Genomic DNA, 18,049 nt, shown 5'->3' with positions numbered 1-18,049 from the left:
CCGAGTTGTACGGTCGTGGGGTGTACCGCTTCCTGTTGTCCCGGCAGTGGGTGATCCTCACACTGGTCGCCCTGCTGCTCATCCCCACGATGATCAGGCTGGGCATCTGGCAGATGCACCGCTACGAGGAGCGCAGCGCCCGGAACCAACTGGTCGCCGACGCCCTGGGCGCCAAGCCGCTGCCCGTGGAGAGGCTGACCTCTCCGGGGCACACGGTGAGCTCCAAGGAGCGGTACCGCACGGTGACCGCGCAGGGCCACTTCGACACCGACCGGGAGGTCGTGGTCAGGCGGCGCGTCAACTCCGACGAAGAGGTCGGCTTCCACGTCCTCACGCCCTTCGTCCTGACGGACGGCAAGGTGCTGCTGGTCAACCGCGGCTGGATCCCCGCGGACGGGCCCAGCCAGACGGCGTTCCCCAAGGTTCCTGCGCCGCCGGGCGGCCGTGTCACCGTGACCGGGCGGCTGATGCCCGACGAGACGACCGAGGCCAGCGGGATCAAGAACCTCAAGGGGCTTCCCGACCGGCAGGTCATGCTGATCAGCAGCGGGCAGGAGGCTCGGCGTCTCGACGCGTCGGTGCTCGGGGGGTACGTCGTGCAGACGGCTCCCGAGCCGGCGGGGGACGCGCCGGAGCTGATCGGTAAGCCGGGTAACGAGAACGCTCCGCTGAACTACGCGTATGCCCTGCAGTGGTGGCTGTTCGCTGCCGGGGTGCCCGTGGGGTGGCTGGTGCTGGTTCGTCGGGAGGCCCGTGACCGGCGGGCTGCGGAAACGGAGAAGCCGGCCGAGGCCGAGCCGGTGGGTGTGTAGTACCCGGCGTTGACCCGGGGGCGGCCTTACGCCCACCCGCCGTGGCCGGCTCAGGCTGCCGGGGTTCTCCGGCACCGGCTCCCCGGCCGCCGGATCACTCCCGCGGCCCCACCCCTGATTGGCCCATCGCCCCTTGGGGAACCCGCACTTGCGTGCCCCAGCGTATCGAGGACTACGCCCTCATCGGCGACGAGCAGACGGCCGCCCTGGTCGGCAGGGACGGTTCCGTCGACTGGCTGTGCCTGCCCCGCTTCGACTCGGGTGCCTGCTTCGCCAAGCTCCTCGGCGACAAGGACAACGGCCACTGGCGCATCGCCCCCAAGCACGCCGAGGGCCCCTGCACCCGCCGCGCCTACCGCCGGGACACCCTGGTGCTGGACACCGAGTGGGAGACCGACGAGGGCGCGATCCGCGTCACGGACCTGATGCCCCAGCGCGACCGCGCGCCCGACCTCGTACGCATCGTGGAGGGCCTCAGCGGCCGCGTCACCGTACGCAGCACACTGCGGCTGCGCTTCGACTACGGCTCGGTCGTCCCCTGGGTGCGCGAGTCCGACGGGCACCGGGTGGCCGTCGCCGGCCCGGACTCGGCGTGGCTGCGCAGCGAACCCGAGGTGCGCACCTGGGGCAGGAACTTCGGTACGCACTCGGAGTTCACGGTCGAGAAGGGCGAGAAGGTCGCGTTCGTCCTCACCTGGCACCCCTCGCACGAGCCGCGCCCGCCGCTCGTCGACCCGTACGAGGCCTTGCGCACCAGCGTGCGGGACTGGCGGAAGTGGGTGGGGCACTGCCGTTACGACGGGCCGTACCGCGACGCCGTCGTGCGCTCCCTGATCACCCTCAAGGCCCTCACCTACCGGCCGACCGGTGGCATCGTCGCCGCCCCCACCACCTCGCTCCCCGAGGAGCTCGGCGGCGTCCGCAACTGGGACTACCGCCACTGCTGGCTGCGCGACTCCACCCTCACCCTGAACGTGGGCCTGTCGGCGGGCTACCGGGAGGAGGCGGAGGCCTGGCGCGACTGGCTGCTGCGCGCGGTCGCCGGCGACCCGGCCGACCTGCAGATCATGTACGGCCTGGCGGGCGAGCGGCGGCTGCCCGAGTTCGAGGTGCCGTGGCTGTCCGGCTTCGCCGGCTCCGCCCCCGTACGCGTCGGCAATCTGGCCGTGAAGCAGCTCCAGTTGGACGTGTACGGCGAGGTGATGGACACGCTGGCGCTGGGCCGGGAGGCGGGACTGCCCGCCAAGCCGCACGTCTGGGCGATTCAGGCCGCCCTCGTCGACTGGCTGCGCACGGCGTGGCGGCAGCCCGACGAGGGGCTGTGGGAGGTGCGCGGCGGCCGCCGGCACTTCGTGCACTCGAAGGTGATGGTGTGGGTGGCGGCGGACCGGGCGGTGCGCACCCTGGAGAAGAACCCGAAGCTGGACGGCGACCTCGACGGCTGGCGCGAGTTGCGCGACGAGGTGCACCGCGAGGTGTGCGAGAAGGGCTACGACGCCGAGCGGAACACCTTCACGCAGTCCTACGGCTCTCCCGAACTCGACGCCGCGCTGCTGCTGATCCCGCGCGTGGGCTTCCTGCCGCCCGACGACCCGCGCGTCGTCGGCACCATCGACGCGATCCGCGCCGAGCTCAGCCATCAGGGCTTCCTGCGCCGCTACAGCACCGACGGGACCGCCGTCGACGGGCTGCCCGGCGGCGAGGGCACCTTCCTGGCCTGCTCCTTCTGGCTGGCGGAGGCGCTGCACATGACGGGTCGTACGCAGGAGGCACGCGAGCTGTTCGACCGGCTCGTCGGGCTCACCAACGACGTGGGGCTGCTGGCCGAGGAGTACGACCCGGTGGCCGGCCACCAGCTCGGCAACTTCCCGCAGGCCTTCAGCCACATCGGCCTGGTCAACACCGCCCTCGCCCTGTTCGGGGACGACGGGGCAGGATAGGGACCATGGATCTTGGACTGAAGGACCGGGTGTACGTCGTCACGGGGGCCACGCGCGGGCTGGGCAACGCGGCGGCGCGTGAGCTGGTGGCCGACGGGGCGAAGGTCGTCGTGACCGGCAGGGACGAGGAGCGGGTCGCCGCCGCGGCGGCCGAGCTGGGGCCGAACGCCGTCGGGATCGCCGTGGACAACGCCGAAGCGGATGCCGCGGCACGTCTGATCGGTGCCGCGCGGGATGCCTTCGGCGGCTTCGACGGCGTCCTCATCAGCGTGGGCGGGCCGCCGGCCGGGTTCGTCGCGGACAACACGGACGAGCAGTGGCAGGCCGCGTTCGAGTCGGTGTTCCTCGGGGCGGTGCGGCTGGCCAGGACGGCGGCGGCGGAACTCGACGCGGGCGGCGTCATCGGGTTCGTGCTGTCGGCCTCGGTGCACGAGCCGCTGCCGGGGCTGACCATTTCGAACGGGCTGCGGCCGGGGCTCGCCGGGTTCGCCAAGTCTCTTGCGGACGAACTGGGGCCGCGGGGCATTCGGGTCGTGGGACTGCTGCCGTCACGGATCGACACGGACCGCGTGCGCGAGCTGGACGGACTGTCGGCCGACCCGGAGGCCACTCGGGCCGCCAACGAGTCGCGGATTCCGTTGCGGCGGTACGGGACCCCGGACGAGTTCGGGCGTGCGGCGGCCTTCTTGCTGTCTCCGGCCGCGTCCTATCTGACGGGGATCATGCTGCCGGTGGACGGCGGAATGCGGCACGGGTTCTAACTCACCCTTTCCGCACCGTGCTTGACGCCCCGCAGGCGCACTTCCGCCGGCAGTGACGCGAGGCCCGCCGAATTGCGGGCGTGGCCCAGCGCCTGGGTGGTGAGGTCGTTCAAGGCGGTCCCGGGATCCACGTGCGGTTCCAGCCGGAGGCGCACCCGGGTCTCGGGGGTGGTGCGCCTGCCCGTCAGCTGGACGCGGGCCCGCTGGACGCCCTCCAGACCCGTCGCCTCGTTCGCGAGGACGCTCTCCAGGGCACGGCCCCGCAGCACTGCGCCCTCGCCGTCGCCGGTGTTCACCAGGACCTCGGCGAGGCGGTGCCGGCGCAGGACCGAGGTCAGCCACCACAGGGCGAGCAGCAGCAGGACGGCCAGCACGGCGATCACTACAGGCCACCACCAGCCGTCGTCCCGCCAGCGCGTGCGTTCGGCGTCGCTGAGCAGGACGTCGTGCCGACTGTCATGGATCCACCAGGACGGGGGATCCAGCCCGAGCCCGACCGCCAGTACGGATCCGCCGATCACGAGCAGCACCAGCCCGACGAGCCCGATCAGCACCCGGTTGACCACCCTGATCACGGCCCTCACCCCTTCCGTCCCGGCCGCCGCACATGCACCGACAGCGACGGCGGGCGGGTCAGTCCCAGGCCCCTGATCGCGTCGGCGAGCGTGGCGTCCAGGTCGGCGCGTACGTCGTCCAGTTCACGGAAGTGCGACATGGCGCGGACGTCGGCCCGGGACCTGCGCACCCGTACCCGTACCGACTGGACCCCGGAGACCTCCATCGCACGGTCGCGCAGGACCAGGGCGGCGAGGTCGCGGTGGAGTCCGGCGCGTACGTCGGGGTGGGTGCGCCGCATCGGCAGTACGGACCGCAGGCCCGGCGTGGTGGCCAGGACGAGCAGCCAGAGGCCGAGTACGGCGGCGACGCCCGCGCCGACGAGCACCCAGATGTCGTCGAGGGGACGCTCGGCGAGTTGCTGGGCCAGTTCCCGGCGCCAGCGCATGGCGGGCCGGTCGGCGCGCACGGACACGATGTCGTAGAGGAACATGCCCGCGACGAACAGCAGCACGAGCGCCGTGATCCCGGCGGGGATCCGGCGCGCCGACCAGAAGCGGCGTTGACCGCCGCCCTTCTCGTCGACCGGGCGCGGTGGGTCGTAGTCCGCCGCCGACGCCGACTGGTCGAGGGTGGCGGCTCCGGCCTCCTTCTCGATGACCGGCAGTCTCTGTGTGGCGCCCTCGGAACCCTGGGACTCGCTCATCGCGTCCTCCCCTGTGCCGCGCCCGGTCGGCGCGCCGGGTGCAGCCGCTCCACGTGCACGGCGACCTCCGGCACCTCCATGCCCACCAACGCGCCTACCCGCTCGACGACGTGCCGACGCACGGTCGCGCACCGGGAGCCGATGTCCGTGGGGTAGTCGAGTTCGAGGTGGACGAGGACCCGCGCGGTCTCGTGGTGCACGACGACGTTGGCATGCGGCCGGGCGGCATCCTTGGTGAGGTCCCCCACGGCCTCGCGGGCAGCCTGTGAGGCGACCTTCGCCACGACCCGGTCGGCGATCCTGGTCGCCCCGCGCTCGCCCGGAGGGACGGTGGCAAGGGGTCTGCCGACTTCACCGGCCCCCGTGCTCACCGGCGTCACCGCCGCCGTTCGTCACGGCGCCGGAAGAAGTCACCGAGCTCGTACTCACCCTCCAGCAACCGCCCGACGACGAAGCCGACGGCGCCGAGCGCCGCCACCAGCAGGAAGGCGCCGAATCCGCCGAAGTACCCGGCGAAGCCCAGTGCCATGCCGGCGATCATGCCGACCACGGCCATGCTCATGCTGCGCTCCTCAGCTCCTCAGCAGCTCACGGCCGCTGCGTTGTCGGGTCGCCGGCGCCTCACTGGATCCGGCGCTCCTCTTCCTCTTCCTCTTCCTCCGGAAGCTTCACATCGCTCACCGCGATGTTGACCTCGACGACTTCGAGCCCGGTCATCCGCTCGACGGCGTTGATCACGTTCTCGCGCACGTCCCGGGCCACGTCGGAGATCGACACGCCGTACTCGACGACGATCTCCAGGTCGAGCGCGGCCTGTACCTCGCCGACCTCGACCTTCACCCCGCGCGACACGGACTTCGTCGTGCCGCCCGGCACCCGGTCGCGCACAGCCCCGAAGGTCCGCGAGATACCGCTGCCCATGGCGTGTACACCGTCCACATCGCGTGCGGCCATCCCGGCGATCTTCTCCACGACGCCGTCGGCGATGGTGGTCCGGCCACGGGCACCGGGTTCTCCCCCACCGCGCCGGGTCACCTGGCTCTTGCGGGTGCTGAGGGTCTCGCCCTCCGTCCGCCGGTTTTGTTCCGTCGTCTCACTCATGGCCGTCCGTCCTTTTCGGTCGTCGTCCTTTGACCACCGTAAGCACGGTTACGCGATTGCGCCCCAGGGATGCGGCAGGCTGGAGGAATGACGACGACGGACAGGTGGACTCAGGCGGTCCGGCAGCAGCTGGGGCTCGGCAGGCTGCTGCCCCTGGGCGGCGCGCGCGACGGCGCGTGGATCTCCGAGAAGGCGGCAGAGGCGGTGCTGCGGCGCGCGGCCGAGGACATGCGCGGGGTACGGCTGGACGCGCTCCGGATCGGGCTCACCGACCCGGAGGACACGCAGGAGGCAGCCGTACCGCCGCCGCCGAGCGCGCTGCCACCGGGCCCCTTGCGGGTGACGGCGGACTTCGCGGCGACGGCGGCCGAGGCGCTGCCCACGACGGCGGACCGGCTGCGCGAACTGCTGGCCGGCGCGGCCGCGGAACGTCTCGGCCTGACGGTGACCGAGGTGGATCTGCGGGTGACGGCCCTGCTCGACGAGGGCGCCGAACCCGCTCCCCTGCACCAGGACGAGCCGACGCGGGCCGCGGAGCCCGTAAGCCCCGACGAGGAGCGCGTCGCCGCCGCGGCCCTGGCGGTCCCCGGGGTGATCCAACTGACAGGCGCCCTGAGCGGGTTGAACCGTGCGGTGCACATCGAGGAACGGCAGGACGGGGCCGCCCTGCCGCGCCGGCACGTACGCGTGGAGATCGCCGTGCGCGCGGACCGCCGGGCGGTGGAGGTGGCCCGGGAGGTCCGCGAGTGGGTGGCAGAGGCGCTGGCAGATCGCCCGACGGTCGCGGTACTGATCACAGCCGTCAGTTGATCAGCGCATCATTGATCAGCGCATGACTTATTCGCCGAGGCCGGCCAGGTCCCGCAGCCGGCGCGCCTGCGCGGCCCGCTCGGCACCGCGCTGCTCGTCGTAGGTCCGGTCCACGGCACCACGAAGCAGCGCCTTGGTCTCGATCACGGCATCCCGCGGCGCGGCGACGATCGCCGCCGCCAGATCCCGTACGGCGTCGTCGAGTTGGTCCGCGGGCACGGCGAGGTTGGCCAGCCCGCTGCTGACGGCCTCCTCGGCCAGCACGAAGCGACCCGTCACGCAGATCTCCAGCGCACGGCCGTAACCGACCAGCCCGACCAGCGGGTGCGTACCCGTCAGGTCCGGCACCAGCCCGAGGCTGGTCTCACGCATGGCGAACTGCACGTCGTCCGCGACGACGCGCACGTCACAGGCGAGCGCGAGCTGGAAACCCGCCCCGATGGCATGCCCCTGTACGGCGGCGATGGACACGACGTCGTTACGCCGCCACCAGGTGAAGCCGTCCTGGAACTCGGCGATGGCAGCGTCGAGTTCACCGTCGCTGCTGCGCGCGAGGTCGATGAACGAGCGTTCGCCCTCGATCCCGTCGGGCGTGAACATCTGCCGGTCGAGCCCGGCGGAGAAGGACTTGCCCTCACCGCGCAGCACGACGACCCGCACGCTGCCCGGCACGGCCCGCCCGGCCTCGGCGAGCGTCCGCCACATGGCGGGGCTCTGCGCATTGCGCTTGGCCGGGTTCGACAGCGTCACCGTGGCGATCGCGCCGTCGACGGTGAGCTGTACGCCGTTCTTGTCGAGCAGGGGAGCGAGGTCCTGGTCGGGCGAAGCCATGGGGCGCCTCCGATGAGTGCGGTCATCATGGGATGCCCAGAAGGGCACCCCCTAAGTGACTGCACAGTAACCACCCGGCCGATCAGTCGACCGACCGGGTGGCCACCATCGAAGCCGATGGGCCGCCCGGTGTCAGCCGGTCGCCTTCTTGCCTCGCGTCGCGCCGCCACGCCCACGAAGCGTGACGCCCGACTCGCTGAGCATCCGGTGTACGAAGCCATACGAGCGGCCGGTTTCCTCGGCCAGTGCCCGAATGCTCGCACCGGAGTCGTACTTCTTCTTCAGGTCTGCCGCGAGCTTGTCGCGCGCGGCGCCGGTTACCCGGCTGCCCTTCTTCAGAGTCTCGGCCACCCGTGCCTCCTCATGGGAAGTGCGCTCTGGTCTCCTCATGATCACCCCTCCGGGGCTTCATGGCCACCCATTCGGCAAGGTCCGTGAGACACGGTTGTGACGACAGGAGTACATCCCCACATGCGGAATCCGTGATTCCGGAGAATGTTGTCCGTACGGCCGAACGGGTTCTTCTGCGAACTCCCAGGTCAGCGTCGTGAGACGGCCGAGCCCTTGTCGATAAAGGACTCGGCCGGAAAATCGATGTAGTACACACCTCGGTACGAGGAGATCTCACACAGATGATGGATCACCGATAGGCCGAATGATCCATACGCCGTTGATCACGCATTCGATCAAGCCAGGGCGACGAGATCCGCGTAGTCGGCGCCCCACAGGTCCTCGACACCGTCCGGCAGCAGAATGATCCGCTCCGGCTGCAGCGCCTCGACGGCGCCCTCGTCGTGGGTGACGAGCACGACCGCACCCTTGTAGGTGCGCAGCGCGCCGAGGATCTCCTCGCGGCTGGCCGGGTCGAGGTTGTTGGTCGGCTCGTCGAGGAGCAGGACGTTCGCCGACGACACCACGAGGGTGGCGAGGGCGAGGCGGGTCTTCTCGCCGCCGGAGAGGACACTGGCGGGCTTGTCGACGTCGTCGCCGGAGAACAGGAACGAGCCGAGCACCTTGCGGACCTCGACGAGGTCCATGTCGGGGGCGGCCGAGCGCATGTTCTCCAGGACGGTGCGGTCGGCGTCCAGGGTCTCGTGCTCCTGGGCGTAGTACCCGACCTTGAGGCCGTGGCCGGGGATGACGGCGCCGGTGTCCGGCTGCTCGACACCGGCGAGAAGCCGCAACAGGGTCGTCTTGCCGGCGCCGTTGAGGCCGAGGATGACGACCCGCGACCCCTTGTCGATGGCCAGGTCGACGTCGGTGAAGATCTCCAGGGAGCCGTACGACTTCGATAGGCCCTCCGCGGTCAGCGGGGTCTTGCCGCAGGGCGCGGGCTCGGGGAAGCGGAGCTTGGCGACCTTGTCCTGCATGCGCACCGCTTCGAGGCCGGCGAGGAGCTTGTCGGCCCGCTTGGCCATGTTCTGCGCGGCGACCGTCTTGGTCGCCTTGGCGCGCATCTTGTCGGCCTGCGAGTGCAGCGCGGCGGCCTTCTTCTCGGCGTTCTGCCGCTCGCGCTTGCGGCGCTTCTCGTCGGCCTCGCGCTGCTGCTGGTAGAGCTTCCAGCCCATGTTGTAGATGTCGATCTGGGCGCGGTTGGCGTCCAGGTAGAAGACCTTGTTGACGACAGTCTCGACCAGGTCGACGTCGTGGGAGATCACGATGAAGCCGCCGCGATACGTCTTCAGGTAGTCGCGCAGCCAGATGACCGAGTCGGCGTCGAGGTGGTTCGTCGGCTCGTCGAGCAGCAGGGTGTCCGCGTCCGAGAACAGGATGCGGGCGAGCTCGATACGGCGGCGCTGACCGCCGGAGAGGGTGTGCAGCGGCTGCCCCAGCACCCGGTCGGGCAGGTTCAGCGCGGCGGCGATGGTGGCGGCCTCGGCCTCGGCGGAGTACCCGCCCTTGGTGAGGAACTCCGTCTCCTGGCGCTCGTACTGCCTGAGGGCCTTCTCGCGGGTGGCGCCCTGGCCGTTGGCGATGCGCTGTTCGTTGTCGCGCATCCTGCGGATCAGGACGTCCAGGCCGCGCGCGGAGAGGATGCGGTCGCTGGCGAGGACGTCGAGGTCGCCGGTGCGGGGGTCCTGAGGGAGGTAGCCGACCTCGCCGGAGCGGGTGATGGTGCCGCCGGCGGGGATGCCCTCGCCGGCGAGGCACTTGGTGAGGGTGGTCTTGCCGGCGCCGTTGCGGCCGACGAGGCCGATGCGGTCGCCCTTGGCGACGCGGAAGGTCGCGGACTCGATGAGGACGCGCGCACCGGCGCGCAGCTCGATACCGGAGGCGGAGATCACGGACAGACTCCAGGGCAAGGGTGGGTGGCGGGATGGGCGGCTGAGGACGTTCCCGCCGTCTAGTGCGCGAGGAGAATGGCCATGAGGCCAGTCTAACGGGGCGATGCAACCACTTTTTCTGGGTTCACGTGTTCGGCCGGGGCTCGGCGCCTCTCTCGCGGACTTCGTTGCCGAGCGGTCGGCGGTGGGGGGTGATCTGCCCCAGGCCGTCCACGGCGATGACCTGCACGGTCCGGACCGCGCGGGTGCAGGGCTGGGCGAGGAGGAGCGTCTTGCCGTGACGTACGGCACGTGCGGGCTCGAAGGCGCAGTCCTCGCGGGCGGGCAGCACCCAGCGCAGGTCGCCGTCGGCGATGCGGTACGCGGCGACGCGGTGCGGAGTGACGACGGCGAGCATGCCGCGGCCGAGGGCATGCAGGACGCCTGCGCCACCGTGGGCCGGCAGCCACTCGTCGGCCGCGGGTAGGGCGCGGTGCCAGCGCACCGAGCGGCCGTCGGTGGCGGTGACCATGCCGTCGTCCCAGAGCGTGATCGCCTCCCCGCGCGTGTGGAGCGACGTGAGGGGGCGGCGGCCTTCGCGGGCGTAGCGCCACAGGGGGGCTCCGGTGACGGGATGGCGGGCCTCGATGGCCGCTCGGCGCGTGCGGAGGGGCGTCGGTGGCTGCTGCGGCTGCTGAGGGGTGGTGGCGGGGCGCACGCGCGCGGGGGCGGCCGCATGGACGGTGAGGTGGTCGCCGTAGGGGGCGGGGCGGGTGTGGTGGGCGATGGCGAGGAGCGGGGGCGCGAGGAGGAGCGCGAGAAACGTCGGCAGCAGGCGGGAGCGGGTGGCTGCGGCGGGCTTGGGGGATGTGACGCCGGGAGCCGTTGTCCCTTCGCTGTTTTCGGCCGCCTCGACCGGCTGAGTGGCCACCACACCCCCTGGTCTCGTCGGCCAGGTCTCGTCCGGCCGGTCCGGAGCCCGCTTCCCACGGATCAGGCGCAGAAGCGTAGCCACGCCCGGGGCCGGTGGCGGGCGCCTGCCGTCGGGACACGGCGAGGGCGCTCGGGCCCGTCCCCCGCTTGGCGGCTTCGGCTCACGGGCCGTTGTCAGTGGTCGCTGCAAGACTGGGCAGCAGGTCGGTTTTCCGGCGGTCGACAGCGATGGACCACGGAGATGGATCACGGCGATGGGTCACGAAGGAGTGATCGGTATGGCAGGCACGAGCGGTGGGCGTCCGAGCATCTACCCCACGCTGCTTTACGCGGACGCGAAGGCGGCCATCAAGCAGCTCACGGAGGCCTTCGGGTTCACGGCGCTGGCCGTGTACGAGGGCGAGGACGGCTCGGTGGCGCACGCCGAGCTGGCGCAGGGCAACGGCGCCGTGATGCTCGGTTCCAAGGGCACGGGCAGCGCCTTCGACAAGGTGATGAAGGACGCGGGAACGACCGGGGTGTACATCGTCGTGGACGACGTCGACGCACACCACCGGCGGGCCGTGGAGCAGGGCGCGGAGATCCTGATGCCCCCGACGGACCAGGACTACGGCTCGCGGGACTACATGGCCCGGGACGTCGAGGGCAATGTGTGGAGCTTCGGCACCTACGCCCCCGAGATCAAGGGCTGAGCGCCGGTCCCGGCTCAGCTCCCCCGGTGTGCACCTGGAAGGCGGCGCGGCGTACTGCCTTGGCGAGGGCGGGGTCGGGGTGGGCGGCGGCGAGCGCGACCAGGACCTGCACGGTGCGGGGGTGGCCGACGGCGCGCACCTCGTCCAGGAGCGCGGGCACGGTCGGCTGCACCGAGGACTCCAGGTGCCGTACCAGCATCGGGGCCTCGCCGTGGTCGGCGACGGCGGCGGCGGTGTCGACCCACAGCCAGGTGGCCTCGTCCCGGGTGAGCACCTCGTGGGCGTCCTCGGGGTCGATGCCGTCGTGCTCGGCCAGCCACAGCAGGGCGTACGGGCGCAGGGTCGGCTGGTCGAGGACGGCGCGCACGTCGGGCTCGGCGGGGGCGCCGACGACGCGCAGCGCCTCGAAGGCGAGGCCGCGCAGGAGGGCGTCGTCGCCGCGGGCGGCGCCGAGGAGTTCCGCGACGGCGCTGCCCACGGGGCGGGCGGCGAGCCAGGCGCGGTATTCGTCGCGGGCGGCGTTCGGGCGGAGCTGGGCGCAGCCGCGGAGCATGGCTTCGGCGGACTGCTCGATGTTCCCGGCGGGGCTCTGCGCGGCGACGCAGATCTGCTCCAACTTGACCCAGACCGCCCAGCTGCCGAGCGGCGTGAGCGTGGCCTGGCCGTCTCCGCAGGTGAGGGCGCCGACGGAGGCGAGGGCGTGCAGGGCCCAGTCGAGGAGCGGGGCGAGGGGCGTGTCCTCGGCGGCCGTGGCTTCGGGGACCGGCGCGGGCTCGGGCCGGGGCCCGTAGGGGATCTCGCACCTCTCGGTGCGCAGCTCGGTGACGCGCTGCCCCAGCAGGTCCAGGAGCTGTTCCACCGGGACGGGCCCGGCGGACAGCTGAAGGAAGGAGAGCACCTGGGGCAGGGCCGAGACGACGTCGGCCACGGCGCCGTGCTCGTGCCGCTCGGGTTCCGGGTGGGCGAGCGACCAGGCGTCGAAGAGGGCGACCCAGCCGCGCAGCACGGCGCTGTCGTCGCGGTCCCAGGCGCGCAGGCGCCAGCCGGGGCGGGCACTGTCGCCGTGCACCTCGACGAGTCCGGCCAGGCGGGCGGTGTCCCAGTCGGCGCGGACCTGAGTCACGGTCAGGCCGAGGTCGCGGGCCGCGCGTTCGGCCGTTGCCTCGGAGAGGGTGCCTTTGCCGTCAGGGCTGGCGCTGTCACGGCCGGGGCGTAGCGCGGTGTCGGCCCAGTGGGCGACGCGGGCCGCGGCGGCCAGACCGGAGCGAGCCATTCTGGCCAGCTCCGCCGGGGCGGGTGTGCCCTCCGGGGGCGGGGCGCGGGGCGGCGGGGGCGCCGCTGGTTCACAGCTCGTGGGGCGGCGGCCAGGGGTCGCGGGCGGACGAGTCGAAGCCTGGAGTCGCGCGGGATACGGGACGTCACGGGTGCAGTCTTCCGGTTGACGGTCCGAAAACCCAAACGGAATGTCACGAGGGGCGACGGGGATGGCCAACGCACGGGGTCCTGCGAGCGGCAAGGGTCCGAATACCGGCCACTGGTACGAGGTTAAACGGAATCCGCGCGACCGGTGTGGGAGGGGCGGGCCGAGGGGCGTCGCACCGGCGTCACATGAGCGGTGTCAGGAAGCGGCGCAGGGCCTCCTCGTAGAACTCGGGGTCGGCGTTCCACATGGCCGCGTGGGGTGCGCGGTCGACGGTCTGGAGGGCCACCAGGTCGGGGCGGGCGTCGGCCAGCCGACGGGAGAGGCTCCAGGGGGCCACCCGGTCGTCCGGCCCGTGGAAGATCAGGGTCGGCACCGCGAGATCGTCGCGGTTGCCGTCGCCGTTGGCGCGGTCCGTGTTCAGGCCGGTGCGGCCCTGTGCCGCGCGGACCGCGAGCGGAAGCAGCGCGCTCGGCGTGTGGCGGGCCGACGCGAGGGCGCGCAGTGTGGCCTCCCAGCTCAGGACCGGGGAGTCCAGGACGAGGCCCGAGACACGGTCGCGGAGCCCGGAGTGCGCGGCGGCGCGCAGCGCCATCGTGGCGCCGGTGGACCAGCCGAGCAGCACGAGTTGTCTGGCGCCGTACCGCACGGCGTAGCGCATCGCGGCGTCCAGGTCGCGCCACTCGGTCTCGCCGAGGTGGTTCAGGCCGTCCGGCGGGCGGGGCGCGCCGAGGTCGCCCCGGTAGGCGAGGGCGAGCACCGGGAAGTGGCGGCCGCTGAGGAACTCCATGACGTTCATGGCCTGTTCGCGGGTGGTGCCGAGGCCGTGAACCGCGATGACCCAGGTGTCCCGAGCGCCGGGCACGAACCAGGCGGGCAGGGAGCCGAGTTCGCCGGGGATGTCGACGTCGGCGTGCTCCAGGCCGAGGGCGGCGCTCGGGTTGCCGACGTACACGTTCGGGGTGAGCCAGACGTGGTCGCCGGGTTCCAGGGTGCCGTGGGTGACGCGCTCCAGGCGGCGTACGACGGTGTCGGCGGAGTGCTTCGCCGCGGCGAGGACGGGGCCGACGACCGCGTGCGAGCCGTCGCCGGAGAGCCCGTAGGTGCCGGGGCGCAGGGAGGCGAGGTCGCGGGTGAGCGCGATCTGGCCGGCGGCCGTGGCGTGCACGGTGAGGCGGGGTTCGGTGGGCAGGGGCCTGCCGGGGGGCGCCGTCAGCGCGACGCCACTGGCGAACCGCCCGGCGGCGACGCTCGCGGCGCCGGCGGCCAGAGCCACGGTGACGGCAGCGGCCGTCGCTTTGACAGTGCGCACCCATCCAGTGTCCGGGCGGATGGGGGTGCCGGCCAGTGGGAGGTCACTGCCGTGGGCTATGCGGGGTTTTGGTGCGTGCCGCTGCCGTGTGTTTGCGGGGTGTGCGGCGTCGGCGCGGGCCTGCTGGGGGCTGCCCCCAGACCCCCGCCATCGGCCTGAACGGCATCGTCCTCAAACTCCCCCAGAGGGGGCACCCCCAGACGGGCTGAAGTGCCTGGACCGGCATCGGAGAACGGCCGTAGGCACCCGCACCACACCCGTCACCCCCGCTGCCCGTACCCCCGCAACCGCTCCGCTACCTCCACCAGCTGCCCCTCCGACAGCAGCGACGGGGACAGGCCCGGTACCGAGGATGCCGTGAGCCACAGGCGGGACATCCACTCCAGCTGGGCGGTGCGGTCGTAGGCCTGGTCCAGCGTCGCGCCGTAGGCCATCGTGCCGTGGTTCTGGAGGAGGCAGGCGGTGCGGTCGGTGAGGGCCTGGAGCATGTTCTCGGCCAACTCCCGGGTGCCGTAGGTCGCATAGGGGGCAACTCGGACGGGGCCGCCCAGGGCGGCGGCCATGTAGTGGATCAGCGGGAGCTCGGGCACCAGGGTCGAGACGGCCGTCGCGTGGACCGCGTGGGTGTGGACGGCGGCGCCGGCGTCCGTGGCGCGGTAGACGGCGAGATGCATGGGCAGCTCACTCGTCGGCACCAGCGCGCCCAGCACCTGCCTGCCGTCCAGGTCGACCCCGGTCACATCGTCCGGCGTCAGGCGGTCGTACGGCACTCCCGACGGCGTGACCAGCACAGTGTCGTCGACCCGCACCGAGACGTTCCCGGACGTGCCGACGACCAGCCCGTCGGAGACGGTCCGGCGGGCCGTCGCCACGAGGGCCTCCCAGGCATCCGCCTCCTCGGGGCGCGCACTGCGGCCCCACGACTCCCCCACTTCCTGTGCACCCTCCCGCGCGTCCCGCGCACCCCGCTGGTCCCGCCGCTCCTCAGCCATGCGGCGATCCTGCCAGGCGCGACGGCGGCACGGCATCAAGTCGCCGCCGGGCCGGGGCACTGTAGGGGGGAAGACCGGCGTCCGGCAGGGCGCATACCGGGACATAGCCCCTCACCCGCCAGCTTGGCCTGGGATCGATCAGGATTCAACGATCTTCCCGTAGCCTCTGGCTGATTTGTCGTGCACGCCGCCATTCCGGGGGGAAATATGGCCCGTGATCGCAAACCGTCCCGTCACCGCTCCCGCCACCGCTCCCGCCTCCTGGCGATATCCGTCGCAGCGCTCACGCTCGGCGGAACCGCACTCGCCGAGATACCTGCCTCGGCGGCCGGCAAGCCCAAGGGCCATGACGTCTCTTCCCACCAGAAGAACGTCAACTGGCAGAGCTCGAAGAGCAAGGGCGCCAAGTTCGTCTACGTCAAGGCGACCGAGTCCCACACCTACCGCAACCCCTACTTCGGCCAGCAGTACAACGGCTCCCGCAACGCGGGCCTGATTCGCGGCGCCTACCACTTCGCGCTGCCGAACAAGTCGTCGGGCAGGACGCAGGCCGCGTACTTCGTGCGCAACGGCGGTGACTGGCGGTCCGACGGCTGGACCCTGCCACCCGCTCTCGACATCGAGTACAACCCGTACAGCAAGCACAAGTGCTACGGGCTGAGCAAGGCGAAGATGGTCAGCTGGATCCAGTCCTTCAGCAACGAGGTGAAGCGGCTGACCGGCCGCCGCCCGGTGATCTACACCACCACGCACTGGTGGAACAACTGCACCGGCGGCAGCGGCGCCTTCGCCTCGAACCACGCGCTGTGGATAGCGCGCTACGACTCCTCCAGCGCGGGGGCACTGCCCGCCGGATGGCAGTTCTGGACCATCTGGCAGTACGACAACGGCAGCGGCAGCCTGCCGGGTGACCAGAATCTCTTCAACGGGTCCATGACCCAGCTCAAGAAGTTTGCCCGAGGCTACTGACCTTGCGGCGACCGGGCCGCGCGATGGCCGAGGGAGAGGGACCTCGCCCACCGGACGATTAACCCCCTCCTCCGGACACCGTGCGGCTCACCCCAGTTCATCTTCCGTTCATTCAGGTTACCTACGTTCGTCCGGCCAACGACCTCGAACGATTGCCTGGGTAAATGGAAAACTTCTCGCTGATCCTCGCGATTGTGGTCATAACCGCACTTGCGTTCGATTTCACGAACGGTTTCCACGACACCGCCAACGCGATGGCCACCACCATCTCGACCGGTGCGCTCAAGCCCAAGGTCGCGGTGGCCATGTCCGCCGTGCTGAACCTTGTCGGCGCCTTCCTCTCCGTGGAGGTCGCCAACACGATCTCCAAAGGTCTCGTCGACGAGACCGGCATCCGTCCCGAGGTCATCTTCGCCGCGCTGGTCGGTGCGATCCTCTGGAACCTGCTGACCTGGCTGGTGGGCCTGCCCTCCAGTTCCTCGCACGCCCTGATGGGCGGTCTGATCGGCGCCACCATCGCCTCGGCCGGCATCGGCGCGGTCCACGGCGACGCCCTCGTCACCAAGGTGCTGATCCCGGCGATCGCCGCCCCGCTGGTCGCGGGTATCGCCGCGTTGCTGGCCACGCGCCTGACCTACTCGCTCGGCAAGAAGGCCGACGGCCAGTCCGCCAAGAAGGGCTACCGCGCCGGCCAGATCGCCTCGGCCGGCCTGGTCTCCCTCGCCCACGGCACCAATGACGCGCAGAAGACCATGGGCATCATCACCCTCGCCCTGGTCGCCGGCGGCGCCGTCGCCCCCGACTCCGACCCGCCCATGTGGGTCATCCTCTCCGCGGGCCTGGCCATCGCGCTCGGCACCTATCTCGGCGGCTGGCGCATCATCCGCACCATGGGCAAGGGCCTGACCGACCTTCAGCCGCAGCAGGGCTTCGCCGCCCAGACCAGCGCGGCCACCGTCATCCTGGCCTCCTCCCACCTCGGCCTCTCCCTGTCCACCACGCACTCCGTCTCCGGCGCGGTGATGGGCGCGGGCCTCGGCCGCAAGGGCGGTGTGGTCCGCTGGTCGACGGCGACCCGCATGTTCGTCGCCTGGGGCCTGACCCTCCCGGCTGCCGCGCTGGTCGGCGCGCTCGCGGAGTACGTGACGGGCTTCGGTGCCTGGGGCACGGCCGTCGTCACGGTCTTCCTGGTCGCCTCCAGCGCCGCGATCTGGAAGATCTCCCGCCGCGAGGTCATCGACCACACCAACGTCAACGCGTCCGACGAGCCGGCCGGCGTGGTGACCACGGCCATGGCCGCCGTGACCCCGCCGCCCGCGGGCACGGCCACCGAGGACCTCACGGCCACCATCCCGGCCCAGTCCTCGGAGCCGGAGCCTTCCAAGGCCACCGTCTGACGCACCCGGTCACTCCAGTCACTCCCCCTCACTCACTCAGGAAAGCAGAAGCATGAAGATCGACTGGGCGGCACTCGGCTCCGTCTTCGGCGTCAGCCTCGTGGTCACCGTGGCCCTGGTGGGCCTGTTCACCCTCGGCATCGCGGGCCTGTCCCGGCGCGAACGGGCCGTGGCGCAGGGCGACTCGGCCTCCCTCGCGGTCACGGGCGCGTACGCGTGCTTCGCGGCATGCGCGGCGGCAGTGGCGTACGGCATCTATCTGATCGTGGCCTGACGCACGACGCACACCACCTGAAACACCCGAGGTGCGGGACGGATCACCGTCCCGCACCTCACTGCTGTGTGGGCCTTCGCACACTCTCCCTTCGCAGGTCAACGGCAAGTTGACGGCCCTTCCAACCCCGTGGTGGACTGCCGGAGCCATGTGCGGCGGCAGGAGAGGAAGCCGGTGTGAATCCGGCGCGGTCCCGCCACTGTCACCGGGGTAGACACCCCCGGGAGCCAGGAACTCTCACCGCCGGTCTCGTCGAACCAGGGCGCGGACACCCTGAGTG

At 71.6% G+C, this 18,049-nt stretch carries 20 protein-coding genes and 1 riboswitch; of the genes, 8 read left to right on the top strand and 12 right to left on the bottom strand.

Annotated features, from left to right (window positions below):
* Positions 1–20: 20 nt before the first annotated feature.
* The 3 genes from OHO27_RS33220 to OHO27_RS33210 all read left to right on the top strand — a co-directional run bounded on the left by OHO27_RS33220 (position 21) and on the right by OHO27_RS33210 (position 3,513).
* Positions 21–812, top strand: coding sequence for an SURF1 family cytochrome oxidase biogenesis protein (locus tag OHO27_RS33220; protein ID WP_328428651.1), 792 nt, complete (start codon positions 21–23; stop codon positions 810–812).
* A 152-nt stretch (positions 813–964) separates the two neighbouring features.
* Positions 965–2,752, top strand: a complete 1,788-nt coding sequence (locus tag OHO27_RS33215) for a glycoside hydrolase family 15 protein (protein ID WP_328428650.1) — start codon at positions 965–967, stop codon at positions 2,750–2,752.
* Between the two features lie 5 nt (positions 2,753–2,757).
* Positions 2,758–3,513: an SDR family oxidoreductase gene (locus OHO27_RS33210; protein WP_328428649.1), complete on the top strand. Its 756-nt coding sequence runs from the start codon at positions 2,758–2,760 to the stop codon at positions 3,511–3,513.
* Here the strand turns inward: OHO27_RS33210 and amaP are convergent.
* From amaP to OHO27_RS33185, 5 genes are read right to left on the bottom strand one after another with little or no spacing between them, the layout of a single operon-like run.
* Positions 3,510–4,097, bottom strand: a complete 588-nt coding sequence (amaP, locus tag OHO27_RS33205; RefSeq protein ID WP_328428648.1) for an alkaline shock response membrane anchor protein AmaP — start codon at positions 4,095–4,097, stop codon at positions 3,510–3,512. The two genes, OHO27_RS33210 and amaP, sit on opposite strands and share 4 nt — an antisense overlap.
* Complete coding sequence (locus OHO27_RS33200; protein ID WP_328428647.1) at positions 4,094–4,774, bottom strand: DUF6286 domain-containing protein; 681 nt, start codon at positions 4,772–4,774, stop codon at positions 4,094–4,096. The genes amaP and OHO27_RS33200 overlap by 4 nt, the downstream gene beginning before the upstream one ends.
* The gene (locus OHO27_RS33195; protein WP_328428646.1) at positions 4,771–5,154 is read right to left on the bottom strand and encodes an Asp23/Gls24 family envelope stress response protein; all 384 of its coding nucleotides are present in this window, start codon (positions 5,152–5,154) and stop codon (positions 4,771–4,773) included. The genes OHO27_RS33200 and OHO27_RS33195 overlap by 4 nt, the downstream gene beginning before the upstream one ends.
* Positions 5,151–5,336 (bottom strand): hypothetical protein, encoded by a 186-nt coding sequence (locus OHO27_RS33190; RefSeq protein WP_328428645.1) that lies wholly within the window; start codon positions 5,334–5,336, stop codon positions 5,151–5,153. The genes OHO27_RS33195 and OHO27_RS33190 overlap by 4 nt, the downstream gene beginning before the upstream one ends.
* 59 nt (positions 5,337–5,395) lie before the next feature.
* Positions 5,396–5,875, bottom strand: coding sequence for an Asp23/Gls24 family envelope stress response protein (locus OHO27_RS33185; RefSeq protein WP_328428644.1), 480 nt, complete (start codon positions 5,873–5,875; stop codon positions 5,396–5,398).
* Positions 5,876–5,962: 87 nt separating this feature from the next.
* On the opposite strand from OHO27_RS33185, the gene OHO27_RS33180 reads away from it, so the two are divergent.
* Positions 5,963–6,685: a nucleopolyhedrovirus P10 family protein gene (locus tag OHO27_RS33180; protein ID WP_328428643.1), complete on the top strand. Its 723-nt coding sequence runs from the start codon at positions 5,963–5,965 to the stop codon at positions 6,683–6,685.
* Positions 6,686–6,712: 27 nt separating this feature from the next.
* Here the strand turns inward: OHO27_RS33180 and OHO27_RS33175 are convergent, their stop codons facing one another.
* The 4 genes from OHO27_RS33175 to OHO27_RS33160 all read right to left on the bottom strand — a co-directional run bounded on the left by OHO27_RS33175 (position 6,713) and on the right by OHO27_RS33160 (position 10,711).
* Complete coding sequence (locus OHO27_RS33175) at positions 6,713–7,516, bottom strand: enoyl-CoA hydratase/isomerase family protein (protein ID WP_328428642.1); 804 nt, start codon at positions 7,514–7,516, stop codon at positions 6,713–6,715.
* 132 nt (positions 7,517–7,648) lie between these two features.
* The gene (locus OHO27_RS33170) at positions 7,649–7,867 is read right to left on the bottom strand and encodes a helix-turn-helix domain-containing protein (protein ID WP_328428641.1); all 219 of its coding nucleotides are present in this window, start codon (positions 7,865–7,867) and stop codon (positions 7,649–7,651) included.
* Positions 7,868–8,202: 335 nt separating this feature from the next.
* Complete coding sequence (locus OHO27_RS33165) at positions 8,203–9,801, bottom strand: ABC-F family ATP-binding cassette domain-containing protein (protein WP_328428640.1); 1,599 nt, start codon at positions 9,799–9,801, stop codon at positions 8,203–8,205.
* Between the two features lie 124 nt (positions 9,802–9,925).
* Entirely contained in the window at positions 9,926–10,711 is a 786-nt protein-coding gene (locus tag OHO27_RS33160; RefSeq protein WP_328428639.1) for a hypothetical protein, read from the bottom strand.
* Positions 10,712–10,991: 280 nt separating this feature from the next.
* Here OHO27_RS33160 and OHO27_RS33155 point away from each other — a divergent pair, with 280 nt between their 5' ends.
* Positions 10,992–11,405, top strand: a complete 414-nt coding sequence (locus tag OHO27_RS33155) for a VOC family protein (protein WP_328428638.1) — start codon at positions 10,992–10,994, stop codon at positions 11,403–11,405.
* Here the strand turns inward: OHO27_RS33155 and OHO27_RS33150 are convergent.
* The 3 genes from OHO27_RS33150 to OHO27_RS33140 all read right to left on the bottom strand — a co-directional run bounded on the left by OHO27_RS33150 (position 11,395) and on the right by OHO27_RS33140 (position 15,129).
* The gene (locus tag OHO27_RS33150) at positions 11,395–12,678 is read right to left on the bottom strand and encodes a hypothetical protein (protein ID WP_443059644.1); all 1,284 of its coding nucleotides are present in this window, start codon (positions 12,676–12,678) and stop codon (positions 11,395–11,397) included. The two genes, OHO27_RS33155 and OHO27_RS33150, sit on opposite strands and share 11 nt — an antisense overlap.
* A gap of 331 nt (positions 12,679–13,009) precedes the next feature.
* Positions 13,010–14,137: an alpha/beta hydrolase gene (locus tag OHO27_RS33145; protein WP_328428637.1), complete on the bottom strand. Its 1,128-nt coding sequence runs from the start codon at positions 14,135–14,137 to the stop codon at positions 13,010–13,012.
* 260 nt (positions 14,138–14,397) lie between these two features.
* A complete protein-coding gene (locus tag OHO27_RS33140; RefSeq protein ID WP_328428636.1) occupies positions 14,398–15,129 on the bottom strand; it encodes a class II aldolase/adducin family protein in 732 nt (243 codons plus the stop codon).
* A 207-nt stretch (positions 15,130–15,336) separates the two neighbouring features.
* Between OHO27_RS33140 and OHO27_RS33135 the strand changes: the two genes are divergently transcribed.
* The 3 genes from OHO27_RS33135 (at position 15,337) to OHO27_RS33125 (ending at position 17,769) form a co-directional block, all read left to right on the top strand.
* Entirely contained in the window at positions 15,337–16,098 is a 762-nt protein-coding gene (locus OHO27_RS33135; protein ID WP_328428635.1) for a lysozyme, read from the top strand.
* Between the two features lie 164 nt (positions 16,099–16,262).
* Positions 16,263–17,495, top strand: coding sequence for an inorganic phosphate transporter (locus OHO27_RS33130; protein ID WP_328428634.1), 1,233 nt, complete (start codon positions 16,263–16,265; stop codon positions 17,493–17,495).
* Positions 17,496–17,547: 52 nt separating this feature from the next.
* Positions 17,548–17,769 carry a hypothetical protein gene (locus OHO27_RS33125; protein WP_328428633.1) on the top strand — a complete coding sequence of 74 codons (222 nt, stop codon included), beginning with the start codon at positions 17,548–17,550 and terminating at the stop codon, positions 17,767–17,769.
* Positions 17,770–17,885: 116 nt separating this feature from the next.
* Positions 17,886–18,025, top strand: a riboswitch (cobalamin riboswitch).
* The last annotated feature ends 24 nt before the right edge of the window (positions 18,026–18,049 follow it).

The sequence above is a fragment of the Streptomyces sp. NBC_00443 genome (assembly GCF_036014175.1).
GTDB lineage: Bacteria > Actinomycetota > Actinomycetes > Streptomycetales > Streptomycetaceae > Streptomyces.
This window is presented reverse-complemented; position numbering and strand designations above follow the sequence as displayed.